The sequence below is a fragment of the Chromatium okenii genome (assembly GCF_002958735.1).
Classification (GTDB): domain Bacteria; phylum Pseudomonadota; class Gammaproteobacteria; order Chromatiales; family Chromatiaceae; genus Chromatium; species Chromatium okenii_A.
Genome location: NZ_PPGH01000037.1, coordinates 272172 through 295663 on the forward strand (window position 1 = coordinate 272172; position 23492 = coordinate 295663).

Annotated in this window: 13 protein-coding genes; 7 read left to right on the plus strand and 6 right to left on the minus strand. The window is 50.3% G+C overall.

What is annotated here, in order from left to right; genetic code table 11:
* Window positions 1–10: 10 nt before the first annotated feature.
* On the plus strand, window positions 11–3955 hold the full coding sequence (gene mutS / locus CXB77_RS19815; RefSeq protein ID WP_172452666.1) for a DNA mismatch repair protein MutS: 3945 nt from the start codon (window positions 11–13) through the stop codon (window positions 3953–3955).
* A 25-nt stretch (window positions 3956–3980) separates the two neighbouring features.
* Window positions 3981–5555: a glutamine-hydrolyzing GMP synthase gene (guaA, locus tag CXB77_RS13145; RefSeq protein ID WP_105074265.1), complete on the plus strand. Its 1575-nt coding sequence runs from the start codon at window positions 3981–3983 to the stop codon at window positions 5553–5555.
* Window positions 5556–5703: 148 nt separating this feature from the next.
* Here guaA and CXB77_RS13150 read toward each other — a convergent pair whose 3' ends face one another.
* From CXB77_RS13150 to CXB77_RS13175, 6 genes are all read right to left on the minus strand, one after another.
* Complete coding sequence (locus CXB77_RS13150; RefSeq protein ID WP_105074760.1) at window positions 5704–6849, minus strand: DNA adenine methylase; 1146 nt, start codon at window positions 6847–6849, stop codon at window positions 5704–5706.
* A gap of 308 nt (window positions 6850–7157) precedes the next feature.
* A complete protein-coding gene (locus CXB77_RS13155) occupies window positions 7158–13106 on the minus strand; it encodes a Calx-beta domain-containing protein (protein WP_105074266.1) in 5949 nt (1982 codons plus the stop codon).
* A gap of 117 nt (window positions 13107–13223) precedes the next feature.
* Window positions 13224–15902 carry a bifunctional acetate--CoA ligase family protein/GNAT family N-acetyltransferase gene (locus tag CXB77_RS13160; protein ID WP_105074267.1) on the minus strand — a complete coding sequence of 893 codons (2679 nt, stop codon included), beginning with the start codon at window positions 15900–15902 and terminating at the stop codon, window positions 13224–13226.
* Between the two features lie 2 nt (window positions 15903–15904).
* Window positions 15905–16711 carry a phosphatase PAP2 family protein gene (locus CXB77_RS13165; RefSeq protein WP_105074268.1) on the minus strand — a complete coding sequence of 269 codons (807 nt, stop codon included), beginning with the start codon at window positions 16709–16711 and terminating at the stop codon, window positions 15905–15907.
* Complete coding sequence (locus CXB77_RS13170; protein WP_105074269.1) at window positions 16708–18372, minus strand: ArnT family glycosyltransferase; 1665 nt, start codon at window positions 18370–18372, stop codon at window positions 16708–16710. The genes CXB77_RS13165 and CXB77_RS13170 overlap by 4 nt, the downstream gene beginning before the upstream one ends.
* A gap of 224 nt (window positions 18373–18596) precedes the next feature.
* Complete coding sequence (locus tag CXB77_RS13175; protein ID WP_105074270.1) at window positions 18597–19334, minus strand: glutathione peroxidase; 738 nt, start codon at window positions 19332–19334, stop codon at window positions 18597–18599.
* Between the two features lie 220 nt (window positions 19335–19554).
* On the opposite strand from CXB77_RS13175, the gene lapB reads away from it, so the two are divergent.
* From lapB to CXB77_RS20390, 5 genes are read left to right on the plus strand one after another with little or no spacing between them, the layout of a single operon-like run.
* Window positions 19555–20754 carry a lipopolysaccharide assembly protein LapB gene (lapB, locus tag CXB77_RS13180; RefSeq protein ID WP_105074761.1) on the plus strand — a complete coding sequence of 400 codons (1200 nt, stop codon included), beginning with the start codon at window positions 19555–19557 and terminating at the stop codon, window positions 20752–20754.
* Window positions 20751–21467, plus strand: coding sequence for an orotidine-5'-phosphate decarboxylase (pyrF, locus tag CXB77_RS13185; RefSeq protein WP_242445706.1), 717 nt, complete (start codon window positions 20751–20753; stop codon window positions 21465–21467). The genes lapB and pyrF overlap by 4 nt, the downstream gene beginning before the upstream one ends.
* Window positions 21468–21493: 26 nt before the next feature.
* A complete protein-coding gene (gene galU, locus CXB77_RS13190) occupies window positions 21494–22378 on the plus strand; it encodes a UTP--glucose-1-phosphate uridylyltransferase GalU (protein WP_105074272.1) in 885 nt (294 codons plus the stop codon).
* A 12-nt stretch (window positions 22379–22390) separates the two neighbouring features.
* Window positions 22391–22993, plus strand: coding sequence for a Holliday junction branch migration protein RuvA (gene ruvA / locus CXB77_RS13195; protein ID WP_105074273.1), 603 nt, complete (start codon window positions 22391–22393; stop codon window positions 22991–22993).
* A gap of 34 nt (window positions 22994–23027) precedes the next feature.
* Window positions 23028–23447, plus strand: a complete 420-nt coding sequence (locus CXB77_RS20390; protein ID WP_197711062.1) for a type I restriction enzyme HsdR N-terminal domain-containing protein — start codon at window positions 23028–23030, stop codon at window positions 23445–23447.
* Window positions 23448–23492 lie beyond the last annotated feature (45 nt).

The window sequence follows — 23492 nt, forward strand, 5'->3', positions numbered from 1 at the left end:
TTAACTGCGAATGAAACGCCCTTCTCTACCTTTTCCTGATGCTGATTCGCTCGCTGCGCACACGCCGGTGATGCAGCACTATTTGCGGCTCAAAGCTGAATATCCGCAGTTGCTGCTGTTTTATCGCATGGGCGATTTTTATGAATTGTTTTTTGAGGATGCCGAGCGAGCGGCGCAGTTGCTGGATATTACGTTGACCAAACGCGGGCAATCCGCTGGGCGAGCGATTCCGATGGCGGGCGTGCCCTATCACGCGCTGGAAAGTTATCTCGCCAAACTGGTGCGCAAGGGCGTTTCGGCGGCGATTTGCGAACAAGTTGGCGATCCGATTGCCGGCAAAGGCCCGATGGAGCGGCGCGTCACTCGCGTCGTTACGCCCGGCACACTGACCGATGAGGCGCTGCTGGAGGAACGCCGCGAGAATTTGCTGGCAGCAATTGCTGAGGGAAAACAAGGCTTTGGGCTGGCATTTCTGGAATTATCCAGCGGACGGTTTGCGGTGCTCGAACTCGCCAGCAGCGAGGCGTTGACCAGTGAATTGGAGCGGCTGCAACCAGCGGAAATTCTGCTTGATGAAAACAGCCGGTTGCCGACCGAGCTGCAACTGGAGCGCGGCATCACGCGGCGTCCGTCGTGGCATTTCGACTCCGACAGCGGCGAGCGGCTGCTGTGTGCGCAATTCGGAACCCGCGATCTCACCGGTTTTGGCTGCGCCGAATTGCGGCTGGCGATCGGTGCGGCGGGCTGTTTGCTGCAATACGTCCGCGACACCCAATTTGCTGCGCTGCCGCATTTGCGCGGTCTGACCACGGAACAACGCGACGACGCACTAATTTTAGATGCAGCGACGCGGCGCAATTTGGAATTAACCGAGAGCCTGAGCGGACACAACGCGCACACGCTGGCGAGCATTCTGGATCGCACCGCCACTGCGATGGGCAGCCGGTTATTGCGGCGCTGGCTCCATCGCCCGCTGCGCGATCAAGACGCAGTGCGCCAACGTCATCAGGCGTTGACCACGCTGCTGGCTGTCGAGCAGACCCTGACCGAATTACACAGTAATTTGCGTAGAATCAGTGATTTAGAGCGAATTCTGGCACGAATTGCGTTGGGCACGGCGCGACCGCGAGATCTCGCTGGTTTACGCGATTCGCTGGCGCTATTGCCGCCGCTGGGCGAGCAATTGGCGACTTGGGACGATCCGCTGCTGGCGCAATTGGCAATTGAAATCAGCAATTATCCCGCAATTCATTTGTTATTAACGCAGGCAATTCTTGAACAACCGCCGCTGTTAATTCGTGATGGTGGCGTCATTGCGCCGGGCTACGATGCCGAATTGGATGAATTGCGCGAATTATCTAATAATGCCGACCGTTTTTTATTAGATTTGGAACGCCGCGAACGTGAGCGCACCGGTTTAGTGAGTCTTAAAGTCGGTTATAACCGCGTTCACGGTTATTATATTGAATTGGGTCGCGCCAAAGCAGAACAAGTGCCAATTGATTATGTGCGCCGCCAAACGCTTAAAGGCACCGAACGCTATATCACGCCAGAATTAAAAGCATTTGAAGATAAGGTATTAAGTAGCCGCGAACGGGCGCTGGCGCGGGAAAAAATGTTGTATGAACAATTGCTGGTGCAATTAACAACCGTATTGCCGGAATTACAAATTACTGCTGCTGCCATTGCCCAGCTTGATGTACTCGCTAATTTTGCCGAACGCGCCGCAATACTCAATTGGCATTGCCCAGAACTCACTGCTGCGATGCGCATTGAAATTAATGATGGGCGGCATCCCGTCGTGGAACGTGTGATTGACAATCCATTTGTAGCCAATGATTTGCGTTTAGATGATACGCAACGAATGCTGATTGTTACCGGACCGAATATGGGAGGAAAATGTTTAGCTGCTAACACCTTAATTTTTACTTCACAAGGATTGATTTCACTCGCAGCATTAAAACCGCATTGTTCAGCGGCGCATGAGTTTGCACCCTTATCGGAAAAAATTGTTGTTAAAAGTTTACACACGCAACAAACTGCCACCCATTTTTATTCTGGCGGAATTCAAAAAACCATCAAAATCACCACTGGATATGGTTTTAGTTTAGAAGGAACTGCCGAGCATAGAATACGGATTAAAACTGAAAATGGCGATGAACAGTGGTGTTGTTTGGGTGAGTTACAGGGCAACGAAATCGTCGTTATTGATCGTCATATCGACTTATGGGGCAATACCGTTGCTATTCCTGCGTTACCCAAGATTCGCAATCTCAAAAAACAATATCCGCTGCCAAAAAGATTGAGTGTTGATTTAGCTTATTTAATGGGTTTACTGGTTGGCGATGGTTCATTGACTTATAAAAATTATCTGGATTTCACAAATGTTGATGCTGAAATTACACACGCCTTTACGAAAATTTGTGCAGATTTATTTCATTATACTGTCGTTGAAACGCCGAAATATCGGTATCGACTTTGCAGTTTGCAAATCAGAACATTTTTTGCGCAACTAGGTTTGGATTATGTTAAGTCGCTGCATAAAAAAATTCCAGAGAGTATTTTGATTGCACCAAAGGAAATCATCATCGCTTTTCTGCAAGGCTTATTTGATATAGATGGAACAGTAGAAAATCGTTATGGCAACGTTGAACTCTCTACATCTTCTTATCGAATGGCAACGCAGGTACAGCTGGTGTTGTTAAATTTTGGTATCGTTGCTGCGTTGAGAATGAAAAAAACAGTTTGTCATCCAAATTGGATTATTTGCATTGATGGTGAAAATGCGATTCTTTTTCATCAGCAGGTAGGGTTTCGCTTGACTCGAAAAAGGGAACGGGCAGCGTTAGCATCTACCATACGCCATCCTAACTATGGTATACCGTGCCTACACACAATTTTAAAAGAAATTCAAAATAGAATTGTTGCTAACAAGCATAAAGCACAGTCATTAAAAAAGAACAAAAAAATTGCCAGTATTTTTTATACTTTTTTGCCTAAAAAAGCTAACATTTCATATCAAACACTCGCGGCACTAATCGAGTATTGCCATGCTAATAATATCCCTTGCTTAGAGCTGGAAGTCCTTTATAAAAACAACTATTTTTATGATAAAATTGTTAATTTAACTGCACAAGATGCCGAAGTGTTTGATTTAAGTGTGACACAAGAACAGGCTTATATTGCAAATGGTTTCGTCAGTCACAACTCAACTTACATGCGCCAAACAGCGTTAATTGTATTATTAGCATACAGCGGCAGTTTCGTTCCTGCACAAACCGCAATTATTGGCACAGTGGATCGGATTTTCTCGCGGATTGGTGCATCCGATGATTTGGCTGGTGGACGTTCTACATTCATGGTTGAAATGGAAGAAACTGCAAATATCTTAAATAATGCAACTGCGCAGAGTTTGATTTTAATGGATGAAATTGGACGCGGTACGAGTACCTTTGATGGGTTATCATTGGCGTGGGCATGTGCAGTAGAATTAGCAACACGAATTGGTGCATTTAGCCTATTTTCAACGCATTATTTTGAATTAACCGCATTGCCAGATGAATATCCCGGCATTGCAAATGTACATTTAGATGCAGTGGAACACGGGCATTCAATTGTATTTTTACATCGCGTTCATCATGGCGCAGCGAATCAAAGTTATGGATTAGCGGTTGCTGCACTTGCCGGAGTGCCTAAAGCAGTGATTGCGCGAGCACGAACGCGCTTGCGTGAATTGGAAGCAACAGCGCGGCATCATGTTGAATTGGAGCGCGGGCAATTGTCGTTATTTGCGCCGCGTTTAGAATCTGAATCTGCGCCACTATTACCAGAACATCCGGTATACGCGGCATTGCGCGATCTTGATCCGAATCAATTAACGCCCCGCGAGGCGCTGGAGGCGCTATACCGGTTGCGTGAATTGATTGAAAATAACGTTTTGCCATCACAACCCTAATGAACTATTGAAAAAACTAAAAACCATGAACAACATTCACGCTGACCGTATTTTAATTCTCGATTTTGGTTCCCAATATACCCAATTGATTGCTCGCCGAGTACGTGAAGCTGGCGTGTATTGTGAATTGCATCCGTATGATATGAATGCTACTGCAATCCGCGAGTTCGCACCGAGTGGAATTATTCTCTCTGGTGGTCCGCAATCGGTGCATGAAACTGATACGCCGCGTGCTAATTCGCTAGTATTTGAATTAGGCGTTCCGGTATTGGGTATTTGTTATGGTTTACAAACCATGACTGCGCAATTAGGCGGTACGGTTATTTCGGCAACGCACCGCGAATACGGTTATGCACAAGTGCGAGCGCGAGGTCATTCACGGCTATTGCGTAATATCGAAGATCACGCCAGCGTCGATGGGTTTGGTCTATTGGATGTGTGGATGAGTCACGGCGACCGGGTGGAAACGTTGCCACCAGGTTTTATTGTAATTGCCGAAACGCCAAATGCACCACTTGCGGGAATTGCCGATGAAATGCGGCGTTTTTATGGCTTGCAATTTCATCCAGAAGTGACGCATACCCGTCAAGGTCAACGTATTATTGAGCGGTTTGTGCACGAGATTTGCTGCTGCGGGAGACTATGGACACCAGACAATATCATTGCGGATAGCATCAATACAATTCGTGCTCAGGTTGGCAATGATAAAGTATTGCTTGGTTTATCTGGCGGCGTTGATTCCAGTGTGGTTGCAGCATTATTGCATCGCGCTATTGGTGAACAATTGATTTGCGTCTTTGTTGATAATGGATTGTTGCGTTTAGGTGAAGGCGATCAAGTGATGGCAACCTTTGCGCGACACATGGGCGTAACGGTCATTCGTGTTGATGCTGAGGCGCTATTTTTAGACCGGTTGCAGGGTGTGAGTGACCCAGAGCAAAAACGCAAAATCATCGGCAATACTTTTATTGAAGTCTTCGATATAGAAGCGAATAAAATCAATGCAGTGAATTGGTTGGCGCAGGGCACAATTTACCCGGATGTGATTGAATCTGCTGGCGCTAAAAGCGGTAAAGCAAAAGTGATTAAATCGCATCACAACGTTGGCGGATTGCCGGAGCACATGCGGCTTAAACTGGTAGAGCCGCTGCGCGAATTATTCAAAGATGAAGTACGGCGCATTGGGATTGAATTGGGATTGCCAGCGGAAATGGTCTATCGCCATCCATTTCCGGGTCCTGGTCTCGGTGTGCGGATTCTTGGTGAAGTGCACAGAGAAGATGCTGAAACACTGCGCCGTGCCGATTACATTTTCATTGAAGAATTGCGCCGCGCTGATTTATACGATCAGGTTTCACAAGCATTCGCTGTGTTTTTACCCGTGCGCTCAGTTGGTGTGGTGGGTGACAATCGTCAATACGCGCATGTTATTGCGTTACGCGCAGTTGAAACAATTGATTTTATGACGGCACGCTGGGCGCATTTGCCGTATGAGTTTCTTGATTTAGTCTGTCGGCGTATTGTGAATGAAGTGCCGGGTGTATCGCGGGTAGTTTATGATATTACCGGAAAGCCGCCGGGCACAATTGAATGGGAATGATTGATAGTAATCGTAGGTTGGGTTGATGCAGTCAACCCAACTGCAAAACATGAAAAAACAACCTCGTTTGTGCAATGATAATTCAATCGTCGTGATGTCGGCGTAAGTTGTTGGGTTGCCAACAGCAGCAACCCAACCTACGGTTATTTTAAGAATAACGTGAATGTTTTTCCAACAAATACAAATACTCTTTAACATGTAAAGCGCGATGACATAGATTGCGACTACCGCGAAAAGTATTGTATTGCACTTCGCAAACTGTGTATTTTCCCAACGCAGCAAGCTGTTTTAGAAAGACATCATGTTTAATAAATCCCTCAGAATTATACGAAATCAATACAAACCGCGCTGGGCATTTCGCAATTAACTCGAATAACGCAGATTCTGCTGCTGCTCGCTGATTATATTGCGAACGGTTCCAATTTGTCGGAATACCGGAAACCTTACTCATTGCAACTGGACGCTGATAATCCACCAACAAATTCAGCATGAAATAGTTGGAGCCATACGGATGTTGATTGTATGGCGGATCAAAATAAGCAACATCCACTGCCGGCATTGTATCTACCAATTGATTGGCATCTTCTTGATAAACAGTGTAATCGCATTCAAAATTGGAAAAGTATGGCAATTGAATTTCAATGTCGCCGAGAATGCGTGTGAGTGCATCTTTACCAGTGCCGCCGTATTGACCAATACCCTGCTTATTTTTATAAAAACCTTTGAATATGCCCGATGTGTTGGCGTGAACGGAAGCCTGCGCGAGCAGCGGTGCTAAAAAATAACATTGCTCTGATTCGGGCAGTTGTGCAATACAACGCCGGGCTGTATCTAAATAGATTGCGTTGCGGCGTGTATAAAAAACGCGGTCGTTAGTTTTAATATCGTTTTCATCATGCGGCGAATAAAGCTCAGTAATTAAACCGGGGCTGAAGTTAGCATGAATCGTTGCGTGAAGTTCGTGGAATAGTTTATTCAGTTGCGTATGATTCACTGCTGACGTATTGGAAAGATAGCAGCGGTTGGTGATGGCGCTGTAGGCTTCTAAATCGTTAACGTATAAATGAGAGGCGAATTGTTTGCAATAACGCGCAACAATTCCAGTCCCTGAAAACATATCCACAATAGAAAGCTGTGATTGACCGATCCGCTGTTGAATAGTGCAAAAGGCAGCACCAATAAACGGCAGTAATGCGCGTTTATTGCCGAGGTAAGTGATGAGCTGCGTGGTGAGAAAAGCGGGATGTTCTTGACGATCAGGTACGGAAAATAAAGGCAGTTGCTGTGTATTCATTTTAAGTTTATTTAACAACAAAAACAATCAATCATCGCGGTGTGTTCTCGACGATTGACTGTGTTATGGATTAGAACGCTTTATAACACCTTACTCACCAACTTAATCGCCAAATCCTGCGGATCGCTTTCAATCCGAAAACCCAGCGATTTTACCAACGCAATCGCACCACTGTTGGCAACCTAATTTATGATGCTAATTTTATAGATATTCGACTGAAAGCAGAGGCGCTGTATACAAAAGAGCAATATGACGTGATATTGATTTAATGAACAGGTGCGCATTCTTTAATACGCACCTAAATCGCGTTAACTCACGATGAAATCCGCTGCCGTTAACACTACGCCAATGCTAACAATTGCAAACTGCACTGCTGCGCCCGCTCCTGATCCATCTGCGTCATAAAATAATGCTCCGCTGTCGGTATCATAAATGATGAAATCATCGGTATCATTAGCTTTTCCGGTCGTATTCTTCACGAAATAACTTGCCTTTAGTGATCCGGTACTGGAAAGCTGTTTGAACACTGAATTTTCAAGCTGGATCGTATCATCAACGACACTAAAATCCTTAATCTGATCGACGTTTCTATTCAAAGCAGTATCAAAAACAAACACGTCTTTCCCTGCGCCGCCAGTAAGGATGTCGTTTCCTAGCCCGCCATTTAATACGTTCGCCGCACTGTTGCCACCAAGAGTGTCGTTTTTGTTCGAGCCAGTGAGATTCTCAATTGAGAGCAATAAATCACTTCCAGAACTGCCAGTTATTTGAATGGCAGTGTTCATCAGATTCACTTTCACTCCCAGTGTTGAACCAACACTAGTTTTCAGAGCGGAATAAACTACCGTATCTGTACCTGTGCCACCATCAATGGTGTTATTTCCAACTCCAGCAAACAATATATTATCCAGATCGTTACCGGTAATACTAGCAGTTCCGGGAATAGAAATGCGCCCATTTTCAACTGCCGCGTTGAGCATATAATTATTGAGGCTGCTGTTGACAGTATCAATTCCACCCGTTGCTGTTTCAACAACAATATCTCCAATTTCTTCAACATAGTAGAGATCATTGCCATCCCCGCCAATCATACTATCAAGACCAGTTCCACCTCGCATCGTATCATTGCCCGCACCACCATTAAGAGTGTCATTACCACCAAGACCAAAAAAGTAATCGTCGCCTGCCAAACCATCAAGTTGGTCGCTCTTAATAGTTCCTTTTAAACGATCGTTGTTACTCGTGCCAACAATAGCGATTGAATCATCATTATTGATTGTTCCCATTGCGCTTGTGCTGGTTCCCAGAGTCGCATTCACGGGCGTATTCAAGCTTACGGTAAAGTTTTCGTTCTGCTCAAATAACGTATCACCAGCGACGTTAATGGCAATGGTAGCGGTTGCCACTCCAGCAGCAAAGTTCACTGTTCCCGTCGGCAATACGCCACCCGTGAAATCTGCGCCAATCACCGGATTAGTGCCACTACCTGCGACTGACCAATTCGCACTGGAGGCAGTGGATAAATCACCTGTTCTATTAACAGTGATATTCACGGCGGTAGAACCGCTATTGCCTTCAGTAATAGCTAACACTGGCGCAACATTTAGCACAGGCAAGGTGTCATCATTATTGATCGTGCCCGTAGTATTCACACTGCTGCCCAGCGTTGCATTCACGGGCGTATTCAAGCTTACAGTAAAGTTTTCATTCTGCTCAAATACCGTATCACCAGCAACGTTAATGGCAATGCTGGCAGTGGCTATCCCAGCAGCAAAATTCACCATACCCGTCGGTAATACGCCGCCGGTGAAATCAGCACCAATCGCTGGATTAGTACCGCTTCCGGCAACTGACCAATTCGCACTGGAGGCAGTTGATAAATCGCCCGTTCGATTAACGGTGACATTCACGGCGGTAGAACCGCTATTGCCTTCAGTAATAGCTAACACTGGCGCAACATTTAGCACAGGCAAGGTGTCATCATTATTGATCGTGCCCGTAGTATTCACACTGGCGTCCAGTGTTGCATTCACGGGTGTATTCAAGCTCACAGTGAAATCTTCATTCGGCTCAAATGTTGTATCGCCAGCAACGTTAATGGCAATGGTGGCGGTTGCCAATCCAGCAGCAAAATTCACCGTGCCCATCGGCAATACACCACCCATGAAATCCGCACCAATCACCGGATTAGTGCCACTACCTGCGACTGACCAATTTGCACTAGAAGCAGTGGATAAATCGCCCGTTCGATTAACGGTGACATTCACGGCGGTAGAACCGCTATTGCCTTCAGTAATAGCTAACACTGGCGCAACATTTAGCACAGGCAAGGTGTCATCATTATTGATCGTGCCCGTAGTATTCACACTGGCGTCCAGTGTTGCATTCACGGGTGTATTCAAGCTCACAGTGAAATCTTCATTCGGCTCAAATGTTGTATCGCCAGCAACGTTAATGGCAATGGTGGCGGTTGCTACTCCAGCAGCAAAGTTCACTGTTCCCGTCGGCAATACGCCACCCGTGAAATCTGCGCCAATCACCGGATTAGTGCCACTACCTGCGACTGACCAATTCGTACTGGAGGCAGTGGATAAATCGCCCGTTCGATTAACGGTGATATTCACGGCGGTAGAACCGCTATTGCCTTCAGTAATAGCTAACACTGGCGCAACATTTAGCACAGGCAAGGTGTCATCATTATTGATCGTGCCCGTAGTATTCACACTAGCGCCCAGCGTTGCATTCACGGGCGTATTCAAGCTCACAGTAAAGTTTTCATTCTGCTCAAATACCGTATCACCAGCAACGTTAATGGCAATGCTGGCAGTGGCTATCCCAGCAGCAAAGTTCACCGTTCCCGTCGGTAATACGCCGCCGGTGAAATCAGCACCAATCGCTGGAGTAGTACCGCTTCCGGCAACTGACCAATTCGCACTGGAGGCAGTTGATAAATCGCCCGTTCGATTAACGGTGACATTCACTGTGGTAGAACCGCTATTGCCTTCAGTAATAGCATACACTGGCGCAACATTTATCGTGGGCAAGGTGTCATCATTATTGATCGTTCCCATCGCGCTTGTGCTGGTTCCCAGCGTTGCACCGACTGGAGCAGCCAGCACTACACTGAAATTTTCGTTGGATTCAACGAGGGTATCGCCAAAGATATTGATTGTTGCGGTAGTCGTTGCTTGCCAAGCAGGAAAAGAAATGGTGCCTGAAGGCAAAACACCGCCGATGAAATCATCAGCAGTAGCGCCCGCACCTATAACTGACCAATTTGCAGCAGATGTTCCCGATAAATCGCCGCTGCGGGTGATAGTGACAGTCATGGGCGTAAAGCCGCTATTCCCTTCCATAATAATCGACGGAGTTAACGACGCCAACGAAAGCGTGGGTAAAATCACATCGTCATTAGTGATCGTGCCCGTTACTGTGTTAGGAATCAGCGTTGCGCCGCTAGGATTTGACAGCATCACAGTAAAATCTTCATTCGATTCAACTGTGGTATCACCAAGGATATTGATGGAAACGGTAGCAGTTGCCACTCCAGCAGCCAAGCTAATGATGCCCGAAGGCAGGAAGCCGCCAAAATCATCGGCAGTGACAGGAGCCACGCCCGTGCCGACTACAGTCCAAGTTGCAGAAGATGTGCTGCTAAGATCACCGCCGCGTGTCACGACGATATTCACGGGAGTGTAGCCGCTATGGCCTTCCGTTATAATTGAAGGACTTAATGGTGATAACGAAATTGTGGGTAAGGGCAAACTATCATCGTTGGTAATCGTACCAATTACGCTAGTGCTGGTTCCCAGCGTGGCACCAGTGGGACTACTCAACGTCACGGTGAAGTTTTCATTCGGCTCCGGCGTGGTATCACCCGCCACGACATAGCTGGTGATAGTGGCACTCACCGCTCCAGAGTCAAAGTCAATCCAGTCCGAAGGCAGAACACCATCACGAAAATCGGCAGCATTCACTGGGTTCGTACCGGTGCCAGTTACCGCGAAAAATACGCGGGACGTGCCGCTCAAATCACCGTCACGGTTGACGGTAAAAGTGATGGGAGTGTAGCCGCTGTTGCCTTCAGAAATCGAGGTTGGAGTGAGTGATGACAGTGAAAGCGTTGGAAGCGATGGTGTTGTCGATTTATTTCGGTAAACACTCACGTCCCAGTAAGTGAAAAAGCTGCCCTGATTCCAACCAGAATCAACATAAAAAGTCCCTGAGTAAGGTGCTGACCACTCCCAAATTGCGTCAAAACTGTAACTACCACCATCGTCTACCCAACTCAAAGTAGAATTATCAGGGTCGTCCGATTCGTTATTTATCGCAATGGCGTTACCGAATTGATCATAAATGGTCAACTCCGTGGGATCTAAATAGCTGATGGAGTAAATATCGTAAAGAACTCCAGTGGTAGCATTAAACTGATAAAGTGAATGCAAACTAGCGTTGCTAGTAAGACCATAGTCATATGCCTCCATGTCGTAATATACAGATGATGTAACGGGCAAAAAAGCTAAAAGGTCTGCCTCATACATCTGAGAAGATTTTAAATCAGGAATATAATCAAGTGTTGGATAGGGAACTGGAGGAGAAACATCATCATTGACAATTGTTCCAGTTGCACTACTGATGTCCAGTGTCGCACTAACAGGATTGGATAGCGTTACAGTAAAATTTTCATCTGACTCGATTGTAGTGTCGCCAGCGATATTAATTGTGGCGGTGGCACTCGCTTGACCAGCAGCAAAATTCACGGTACCCGTTGGCAATACGCCGCTGAGAAAATCAGAGGCAGTAGCGGCAGCACCCACCACTGACCAACTTGCACTTGAGGTGCTGCTGAGATCACCAGTGCGAGTGACGTTGACCATCATTGATGTGGAACCGCTGTTGCCTTCGGAAACCGAGGAAGGACTGAGCGATGACAGTGAAAGCGTTGGTAATACTGTTGTTGACTTGTTTTTATAAATCATCAAGTCGTAAAAAGTGAAGTAACTCCCTTGATGCCAACTCGCATCAACGTAGTAAGTACCCGAATAAGGCGCAGTCCAGTCATTGAGCCAGTCGACTCCATAATAAGCATCGCCCAAATTATAATCAGCAGGGTCATCCGATTCCGCATTTGTTACGATGGCATTACCAAGACTGTCATAAACAGTAAGGCTATATGGGTCAAAATAGCTCACTGAATACAAATCATAAACTTGACCCGCAGTGGCAGTTATTGTGTAAATTGAGTGTGAACTTGCACCACTCTCACTGCCGTAAGCACCAGCTTTGCTGTCCCAAGATGTAGACGTATAGGGGGCAAATGTTAGTGAACGAGCTCCCGACATCTGGGAAGAGGTCAAATCTGGCATATAATCAAGCGTTGGATAAGAAACTGTCGGAGAAACTTCGCCTGAACCAATCAGGGTTAACGTGTAATTAGGGTTTTCTCCACCATCTAAAGATGTCCAATCGCGTACCTTGATCAAATAACTACCAGCCGCAAGACCAGACAAACTAATCTGCTCGTGATCATTACTGCCATAAGTACCCTGAAGTGCATTCCCAGCAGCATCATAAAGAAAAATATCTAAGTCTCCCAATGCGTTGCTGAAATCAATTGCAACATTGGAAGCGGAAGTGCCGGTGGAACCTAGCGTGAACTGGAACCAGTCAGGATCATTTGTTTCGATGCTGAGTCCGGTTTCGGTTCGCGTACTGGTGATGGTGCCGAGGTTGGTTGCAGTTGCTGCCGTGTCGTTGTCCTCGAAGCGATCTCGGACGGCAAGTACATTCGCATAACCCGCTCGCGCCGTCTCACTAAACGGCGCAGTAATGCCGTTCAATTCCCAAGAGCCCTGTTTATTCGCTGCTCCAATCAATCCCTCTGCCGCTAACACCCGCGCTCCGGTTGCTGCCGCCACCGCGTGAGTAAATTCAGTACCCATTTCACCCGCGCCGGTATGACACGACCAGAAATTAATTGATAAATCACGCATGGCAGCGCCGTTGAGATACTGGCGGAAATCGGCAGCAGTTAGTGCTCGCTCACCAAGTCGAATTTCACCAGGTGCGCCATGTGCGAGCAGGTGTAGTTGGGTTAAATCCGGATGCGCCAACGCTTTGAAAATCAATGGCATTGCGTCTTGATTGGATGCAACGAGCCAAGGCTCAACGTCTGCATCCAAACCAGCAAGCAGTTGATCGAGGTCTTGAAGTTGCGCATCAGTGATAAGAACAGCGTGGGCACGGGATGCAAACATGATGAGCCTCCGATGGTGTTGAGGATGTTATACAGCCAACGATGTTGATGCAGCAATTTTAGACTATTTTCGAATTGATCAACAAAATTTCATTGCGATCATTTCGCAAGCGACGAGTTATAATACCTTGCTCACCAACTTAATCGCCAAATCCTGCGGATCGCTTTCAATCCGAAAACCCAGCGATTTCACCAGCGCCAGCATTCGCGTATTCGCTGTTAATACTTCACCGTCCATCACGCGAAAACCCCGCGACCGCGCATTTTGCATCAGCGAACGCATTAACCGCGCTCCAATTCCCAAATTGCGCCAACTATCTGAAACCACAATTGCAAATTCGCAATCCTCACCACCCGGACGCGACATATATCGCGCCACTCCAACCTCAACTTCATGCTCCTCTTGCTCCACCACGCCAATTAACGCCATTTCACGGTCGTAATCAATTTGTGTAAAGCGCACCAGCATTTCTGGCGATAACTCTTTAATCGTTTGCATAAACCGAAAGTATTTCGTTTGCTCCGATAAACTGCGCACAAATTCCTGCTCCAATTCGGCATCTTCCGGGCGAATCGGACGAATCACTAAATCCTTCCCATCAGGCAATTGCACCCGTTCAATTAAATGACTCGGATACGGATGAATCGCCATGTGTCCATACATCGTCTGCTGCGGCGGGCGATAATCAACATGAATTCGCGCATCGACGGCAATCACGTTTTTATCGTTGCCAATCAATGGGTTGATGTCCATGCGAATGATTTCCGGCAGCTCGCACACCATTTCCGAAACGCGCTGGAGAATCTTGGCCAGCGCCAGCCGGTTCATCGGTGGCATGTGCTGAAACGCGCCCATCAGCCGCACGATGCGGGTGTGGTCAATCATGGTTTCGATGATGAAAGCGTTGAGCGGTGGCAAACCCAGCGCCCGATCTTCCAGCACTTCCACCTTGGTTCCGCCCGCGCCGAAGCTGATGACAGGCCCAAAAATCTTGTCGCGGAACACGCCGATCATCATTTCCCGCGCTGCTCGCGTGGACGCCATGTGCTCAACGGTGATGCCTTCCAACCGCGCATCCGGGCGCAGTCGCCGTGCACGATCTACGATTTCGGTGAAGATGCGCCGCACCGACAGTGCGTCGTCGATATTCAGTCGCACGCCGTCTACATCCGATTTGTGTTCTAAATCAGGCGAATTGATTTTCATCACCACGGGAAAACCCAGCACTTCGGCGGCCATCAGCGCCTCATTCGGGGTGCGCGTCACAATCGCCTGCATGGTCGGAATCCGAAACGCTGCCAGAATCGCCTTCGCTTCGACTGTGCCCAGCGTTTTGCGCCCCTCCGCCATCACGCCCTCGATAATCAACCGCGCTCCTTCCACATCCGGCGGGTCTTCGTGCGACAACGGCGCCGGCGACTGCATCAGCAATTTCTGATTGCGGTGATGGGTGGCGAGAAAGGAAAACGCTTCCGCCGCTGCTTCCGGGCTGTCGAATTGCGGCACGTCATGTTCGGCCAGCAGCGCCTGCGCCTCGGCGACGCGCTTCCCGCCCATCCAACACGCGAGCACCGGCTTGCGGCTGCCGTGTGCGGCGTCAATAATTTGGTTCGCAGTGGTGATCGGATCGCCGAACACCAGCGGCGCGAGAATGCACAACACGCCGTCCACTTCGCTGTCGGCGAGACAGGCATCCAGCGCCAGCCGATACCGTTCCGGTGGCGCGTCGCCAATGATGTCAACCGGATTGCCGTGCGACCAATAGCCGGGTAAACCCTGCTCCAGCGTCTGCCGCGTCGCATCGCTGAACTGCGCCAGCGTCAAACCCAATTCCACCATGCGATCCGCTGCCAACACGCCCGGTCCGCCGCCGTTGGTGATGATGGCAATGCGATCTCCCGCCAGCCGTCGCCGTGTTCCAAAAACTTGCGCTGCCGCAAACAGTTGATCTAAATCGGAAACCTGCACCACGCCCGCCCGCTCGGTGACGGCGCGAAATACGTCCGGCGAACCGACAAAACCGCCAGTGTGCGATTTGATGGCGCGAGTGCCAGCGGGATGCCGCCCAGCTTTCACCACAATCACCGGTTTGAGCCGCGCTGCCGCCCGCAATCCGCTCATAAAATGCCGCGCATGACGCACGCCTTCGACATACAACAAAATGCACTGGGTCTGAGTGTCGAGCGCGAGGTAATCAAGAATGTCGCCAAAATCGACATCCGCCGCTGCGCCCAGCGACACGACGGCGGAAAATCCCACTTTTCGCCGCTCCGACCAGTCGATCATCGCGGTGCAAATCGCGCCCGATTGCGACACCAGCGCGACGTTGCCCTGATGCGGCAAATCCTGCCCGACGCTGGCATTCAGCCCGTGCTGCGGACGCATCACGCCGAGACAGTTCGGGCCGAGTGCGCGAATCCCATTGCGCCGCGCTGCTTCCACCATTTTTTCCTGAAGAAAGACGCCGCGCTCGCCGTGCTCGCCAAACCCAGCGGAATGCACGACAGCAACCTTGACGCCGTAACCGCCGCATTGATCGAGAATTGCCGGAACCGCTTCGGCGGGCGCGGCGATGAGCGCCAAATCAATTTGTTTATCCAACGCTTTTAGATTCGGATAACAGGGTTGATCGGCGACCTGCTCGTATTTCGGATTGATCGCGTAACTCGCGCCGTGGAAATCACCGGCGAGCAGGTTGCGAAACACCATTCCGCCGATGGAGCCGGCGCTGTCGCTGGCGCCAAATACGGCGACGGCGCTGGGAGTAAACAGTTGGTCAATATCGGACAGACGCATGATTATCTCTTTGAAAATGCGAAAAATTGGCTGAAACCGCCGATGAGGGCGCTGAGAGCAATAAAGTGCAGAAATGGCGCGGCTTGTGGGTAGCCGCAATCGTTGATGAATAAGTTGATCGCGCAGAGCGTGGCAATTCCGGCAACGCTGAAATGCACCGCGAGCCAGCTTGCCGGTTGCGGCCAGCGTTGCGCCAGCCAACAGCCCAACCACGCGGCCAGCGTTCCGCCCAGCAATCCCGCTGCGACATCAACCGGCCAATGCACACCGACGGCGATGCGGCTCATGCCGATCAACACCGCGATCAGCAACAGCAGAATGCGCCATTCGCTGAGGCGAGCGTGGGCGATGAACACGCCGCACAACACGGCTGCCGTGACGCTGTGACCGGAGGGAAAGCTGGCGCGGCGATGAATCGAACCGATGAGATTGAACGCATCGCTGGCGAGTACGGCGGGCGGGCGAGCAGCATCAACCAGTTCTTTCAGACCTCGGCTGTAGAGTGCGCCGAGGATTGCTGCCAGCACCAAACTCCACAGTAAACGCGGATAACGCCATGAAAATAAAAGCGTTAAAATGACGGCGACGCGCTCATCACCCAGCACCGTGAGCCATTGCCAGCACCACGCCGGATAACTCGCTGCCCAACTGTTGACGGTTAAAAAGCCAGCGTGATAACCGCCACTGAGCCAGAGACTGACGGCGATGCTGGCGCAGATCAGCGCGAAACCGAGCAGCCAACGCGCTCCCGGTAAGGTGGATGGCGGCGCTGTAGCGACTCGTTCCCGCCAAGCACGAACGTTGTTCACCGCAGCCGCACCAGCGCCACTGCGCCGCGTTGATAAACCATTTCCTGTTGTAAATCAGGATGATCGCGGATCAACAGCGGCAATTTGTCCAAACGCAGCAGCACCAAATCACCAGCTTGCGGCGGACGCTGGGGCGTGATGGCGTCGCGGTACACGCTGAAACTCGGCAGCGAAGTGCGATAGGAAACAGTCGGTAAATCAAGCTGTTTGGCGATTAACGCTGCTTCCTTGACCGGCGCTTGCAACACCTCAAACACTCGGGGCACCACGAATCCGTAAACCACCACCGTTTGCACCAGTCCCGCAAAAATTAGCCGTTGCCACAGCGGCGGCGTTGACCAGCGCAGCAGCGCCACGGTGAGCAGCAGCCCGGCGAGTGCAGCGATTCCATAATGCACATCAAGCACTTGCCGACTCGCGCCGAGCAGCGCGGCGGTGTGCGGTTGCAGCGTCAACAGTTCGCGCACATCTGCCGAGGGACTGGTGGCGATGCCATACGCGATATGAATTGCGGCATCAAGCAATAGTGGCAGCGCCACTAAGAATGCAAAAAGTGCAAGCGGTGGAATAAATGCGAGCCAGCGATTCGTTAATACTGCGCGATGTTTTGCCATTAAAATAAACAGCGGCACTGCGCCATATAACAGGTAATGCGGCAATTGCGTTGCTGAAAAAGAAAAGAACACGAATACTGTGATAAACCATATCCATAAAAAGCGTTCGAGCAGGTCTGACCATGCTGTATTTAATGTTTTGAACAGATTGAGAAACCAGCCGCTAAATGGTAATAACATCAGCGGCAGCATGACCAAATAATAGCCGGGGAAACCGCTGTGATTATGAATTGGCGCATCAAAACGACCGAGATTGTGATGCAGGAAAAAGCTCTGGAAAAAACCCACGCCGTCTTCTAAATAAATCGCCAGATACCAAGGACCAGCAACCAATAGAAAAATCACCCAGCCCAGCGGATAAAAAACCGCTTTTAACCACTGCAAAATCATTTGCCAGCGCAGCGTTGACAGCGCAAATAACAGACTCACCACCAATGGAAAAAATACTGCAACCGGGCCTTTGGTTAAAAATCCCAGCGCCATCCACAAATACGCTTGCAATAAATAACGCCGATTCGCTGGCGCGTCGGGTTCTAAAAAATAGCGGTAAATCTCAAAGAAAGTGAGCGCGATTAACAGGTTAAGTAGCGCGTCAGCGACGGCAGCTTTGGCAATCAGCGACACTTGCAGCGCCAGCACCAGCGTCAATCCGGCAACCACGGCAGTTGGTGCGTCAAGCCGTTTGCGCACAAATCCCCACAGCGCCAGCACCCATAAACTCGCGGCTAGTGCCGACGGCAAACGCAGCGCAAATTCATTAAAACCAAATGCTTGGGTTGATACCGCTTGCAGCCAGTAAATCAGCACCGGCTTGTCGTAACGCGGTTCGCCGTCGCGGTGCGGCGTGATGATGTTGCCGGTATCAAGCATTTCGCGGGTGGCTTCGGTAAACGCGCCTTCGTCAAGGTCATACAGCGGCACTGCGCCGAGTTGCCAGAAAAAACTCAACGCTACAACGAGCAACAGCAGCCACGGTGAAGTCAGCGTGGCGGTTAACACGTTGTGCCAAAACGTTGGTGGAGAAGATGAGAGTTCAGCGTTGCGCATGGATTGCTCTGGATGTGAGTGAAAACGACGCTGCTAGTGTCGAATAGATTGCGCAATTTAGAAACAGAAAACGGCGCGATTTGCGCCGTTGCAGACACAAAAAAAGCTCTTCATGATGCGCATTCATAAACCATTATTCCACACAGCAAAACGGGGGCATTGCGCCCCCGTATTTCAACTTTTCAATCGCCTGTCGAATAGAGCGACTGCGCAGATTTTAAGCGTTAACCGCGAGCAGTTAACCATTCTTCCAATTTGTCGGAACCGCCGATCAATTGCCCATCAATAAAGATTTGTGGAACCGAAGTTGCATTCGCCACTGCGCGTAACGTTAAATCCGTGTAATCGCGGTTGAGCAACAGTTCTTCATACGCAATGCCAGCATCTTTCAATGCCGCTTTTGCCTTCGCACAGAATGGGCAACCGGGGCGCGTCATTACGGTCACACTCAATGGCTTGGGCGCGTCTGGCGCAAGATATTCCAACATCGTATCGGCATCGGAAACACCGTAGGGATCGCCGTCAACATCCGGTTCAATAAACATCTTGGCAATCACGCCATCGCGCACCAGCATCGAATAGCGCCATGACCGCTTGCCGAAACCAATGGCATCTTTATCGACCAACATGCCCATGCCTTCGCTGAATTCGCCATTGCCATCAGGAATAAACGTCAGACCTTCGGCATGTTGCGTTTTCTGCCATTCATTCATCACAAACGTATCATTGACTGAAATGCAGATAATGTCGTCCACGCCATGCTGTTTAAATACCGGCAGCAATTGGTTATAACGCGGCACATGCGACGAGGAACAAGTTGGCGTGAATGCGCCGGGCAGCGAGAACACAATGACGGTTTTGCCCGCAAACAGGTCATTGGTCGTCACTTCAACCCATTCGTGACCGCTGCGCGTGTGAAAGGTGACGGCAGGAACTGGGTTTCCAGTAATATCTTCTAACATCTTGAAACTCCAAATGATTGATAACAGTTAGGTCAAACACTTTAACCGTCAGTGAATTGGTGACGATGGCGCAATTTTCAATCGCTGTAGTGTGTGGATTTTAGCGGTGGCGCATCCAATACACCCGTCCGGCGTTGTGAATCTGTATGATTCAACCATACGCGCAACCGTTAGCGGTGCGTCCCGCGTGTGTCCGGTGCAAAGATTGGAAGTTGCCGACATGATCGAGACACTTTTTTTATTACTGCCCATCGCCGCTGCATCAGGTTGGTGGCTTTCACGGCGCGATCTTCGTGCTAAGTTTGAGCGCGTCGGTCCAGCGCATCCCGATTTTCTGCGCGGTCTCAATTACTTACTGGAAGAGCAGCCAGATAAAGCGATTGACATGTTCCTCAAACTCACCGAAGTCGATAGCGAAACCGTCGAAACGCATCTGGCGCTCGGCAGTCTGTTTCGGCGACGTGGCGAAGTAGATCGCGCTATTCGCATTCATCAAAACCTCGTCGAACGGGCGCATCTCAGCACCGAACTGCGCGGTTATGCGCTCTTTGAACTCGCTCAGGATTACATGTGCGCTGGGTTTCTCGACCGCGCCGAAAAGCTGTTTCAAGAATTGGTCGATCGCGGTTTGCATCGGCAACGCGCCCTTCACGCGCTGCGCGATATTTACCAGCGCGAACGCGATTGGAGCCGCTGCATTGCTGTTGCCGAGCGTCTGCGCGTCCTCACTGGTCAAGTAATGACCACTGAAATCGCGCACTATCACTGCGAACTCGCCGAAGATGCCCAGCGCAAAGGCGACCGCGACACCGCACATCAGCAGTTGATGTTGGCGCAACGGGTTGATCCTAACTGTGTTCGCGCTGCCATGTTGGAAGGACGCACCGCGTTGACTGATGGCGATCCACAACGCGCAGTGACCCTGTTTTTGCGCGTCGCCGATCGTGGCGCAACTTATGTTGCGGAAATTCTGCCGGAATTGATTGAAGCATTGCGGCAACTGGGGCGCGAAGATGTGTTGAGTCTGCTGGAGGCGTTGGCACATCGTCATCCCAGCCCGCCGCTGATGCGCAGTCTCGCCGAAGTAGTCGCGCAAACGCGGGGCAATACCGCCGCGCTTGATCTGATGACTGCCTATCTCACGCAATATGCTGATTTATCAGTGCTGGAGCATTTGCTGGAGTTACAGGCGCAGGACGGCGCTGACCGCAAAACCCAGCATCGGCTACAAGTCGCACTAACGGTCACGCGCACTTTGCTGGCGCGGCAGCCGGTGTATCAATGCGAACATTGCGGCTTTCAAGCGCGGTCGCTGCATTGGCATTGTCCCAGTTGCAAATGCTGGGGAACCGTCGTGCCGGTGCAACCGGAAGCAATTGTTGCCGAATCTTCATCTTCAACGGAATCCTCGCCCCCGTGACCTTTTCATCTCGCATCATCGTTGCCCTTGATTTCGCAGCTAAAACCCCGGCGCTGGCGCTGGTCGATCAGCTCGATCCCGCCCGCTGTCGGCTGAAAGTCGGCAAGGAATTATTCACCCGCTGCGGCCCTGATTTGATTGAGGAACTGCATCGACGCGGATTTGCCGTGTTCCTTGATCTCAAATTTCATGACATCCCAAACACGGTTGCCGCTGCCTGCGACGCTGCCGCTGATCTCGGCGTGTGGATGGTCAACGTGCACATTTCCGGCGGAACGCGAATGCTCGCCGCAGCACGAGAACAGTTGGATCGCCGCGCAACTCCGCCGCCGCTGTTGATCGGCGTCACCGTACTGACCAGTTTGACGGCAGACGATTTGGCAGCGCTCGGTTGTCCCGGAGCGCCAGCCGAGCGAGTGCTGGCGCTGGCGCAACTCGGTCACGCGGCCGGATTGGATGGAATTGTGTGCTCGCCGTTGGAAGCAGCGGCAGTACGCGCTGCGCTGGGACGCGAATTTTTGCTGGTGACGCCGGGAGTGCGCCCGGCTGGCGCAGCAATTGGCGATCAACAGCGGATAATGACGCCCGCGCAGGCAGTGGCGGCGGGTGCGGATTATTTGGTGATTGGGCGACCGATTACGCAAGCTGCCGAGCCATTGGCGGCGCTGGCGGCAATTGAGCATGAACTGGCTGATTTTGATAACAAAATCTGATTTTTAACTCACTTGAGAACGATTTAATGATTAAAGTACGCAAAGCAGTATTTCCCGTTGCCGGTCTCGGCACTCGTTTCTTGCCGGCAACCAAAGCCAGCCCTAAAGAAATGCTGCCGATTGTTGATAAGCCGTTGATTCAATACGCTGCGGATGAGGCGGAAGAAGCTGGCGTCGATCAATTGATTTTCATCACCGGACGCAGCAAACGTTCGATTGAAGACCATTTTGATAAGGCTTACGAATTGGAAGCAGAATTGGAGCAGGCAGGGAAAACTGCGCTGCTAAAAATCGTGCGCGATGTGCTGCCGGAGTTCGCATCGTGCATTTACGTCCGCCAAGCCGAGGCAATGGGTTTGGGTCATGCAGTGCTGTGCGCCAAGCCGGTCGTTGGCAATGAGCCGTTTTTTGTGCTGCTCGCCGATGACTTAATCCGCACCAGCGGCAAGGGCGTCGTGGGACAGATGGCCGATGTGTATGCGCAGCACGGTTGCAGCGTGTTGAGTGTGCAGGAAGTGCCGCACGAGGAAACGCATAAATACGGCATCGTGCAGGTGGAAAAGGGCGCAGACGGCATGATGCGCGTCGTTTCCATCGTGGAAAAACCTGCGCCAGCCGATGCGCCATCAAATCTCGCCGTGGTCGGGCGTTATTTATTGACACCGCGCATTTTTGAAAAACTCGAAAACATCGGCGAAGGCAGCGGTGGCGAAATTCAGCTCACCGATGGCATTTCTGATCTGCTCGCCGATGAGCCAATTATCGCGTATCCCTTTGAAGGAAAACGCTATGACTGCGGCAGCAAGCTCGGTTATTTGGAAGCCACAGTGGAATTCGGGCTGGCGCATCCTGAATTGGGCGAACGCTTTGCGGCGTATCTCCGCGCTTTCCGCCAAGACGCTGGTTATTGAGCAACTGACGACATGATTGGGCAACTGCGCGGCAATCTTCTCGCCACCCAACCACCGCAACTGCTGCTTGATGTGAGCGGTGTTGGTTACGAAGTGGAACTGCCGCTCTCAGCATTTGCGCAGTTGCCCGCGCTGGGCGAACCACTCACGCTGATCACGCATCTGGTTGTTCGTGATGACGCGCATTTGCTGTATGGCTTTTTGCACGCGCACGACCGGCTGCTGTTTCGCGCACTGCTGAAAGTCACCGGCGTGGGCGCACGGCTGGCGCTGGAGATTTTGGGCGCGATGGACGCGGGTCAATTTGCGCACTGCGTGGCGCAGGATGACGTGACCGCGCTGATGCGCATTCCCGGCATCGGCAAGAAAACCGCGCAGCGCCTCATCATGGAAATGCGCGACCGGCTCGCTGGGCTGAGTGCTGGCGTGATTCCAGCGAATACTGCGCCAGCGATGAATACGCGGGAGCTGGCGCTTAACGATGCAATCAGTGCGTTGCTGGCGCTGGGTTATCGTCCGCCCGATGCCAATCGCATGGCGCGAGCAGTTGATGATGGTACGAATACAACTGAGGAGATCATTCGGGCGGCGCTGCGCCAAATACCCAATTCTTGAGCAATACGTTATTGTCGTTTTATTTGGAAATTCTATGAATAATCAATTGTTTCAAGATTTTGATTTTGCTCAATTGCATTCGCCAGATTTCAAAGAAGACAGTGTACGCGAAGTATTGATTTTACCCATTTTAACGCAGCTCGGTTATGGGCAAACGCAGATTATCCGCAGCAAAAGTTTATTACATCCCTTTCTGACAGTTGGCAGTAAAAGCAGCAAAAAACGTCCGATTACCTTAATTCCTGATTATCTATTGAAAGTCGAAAATAGTCACGCGTGGGTATTAGATGCCAAAGCACCGCATCAACACATTCAATCTGGCGATCATGTCGCACAGTTTTTTCTTATAGCATTCATCCTGAAGTACGCAGCAAGTTTTTTGCGTTATGTAATGGCTGGGCATTTGCTTTATTTCGCCAAGACACGCCAGAGCCAATTTTATATTTTGAACTAGCGAAAATTGCGCACTATTGGGAAGAATTATCCGCTTATTTATCGC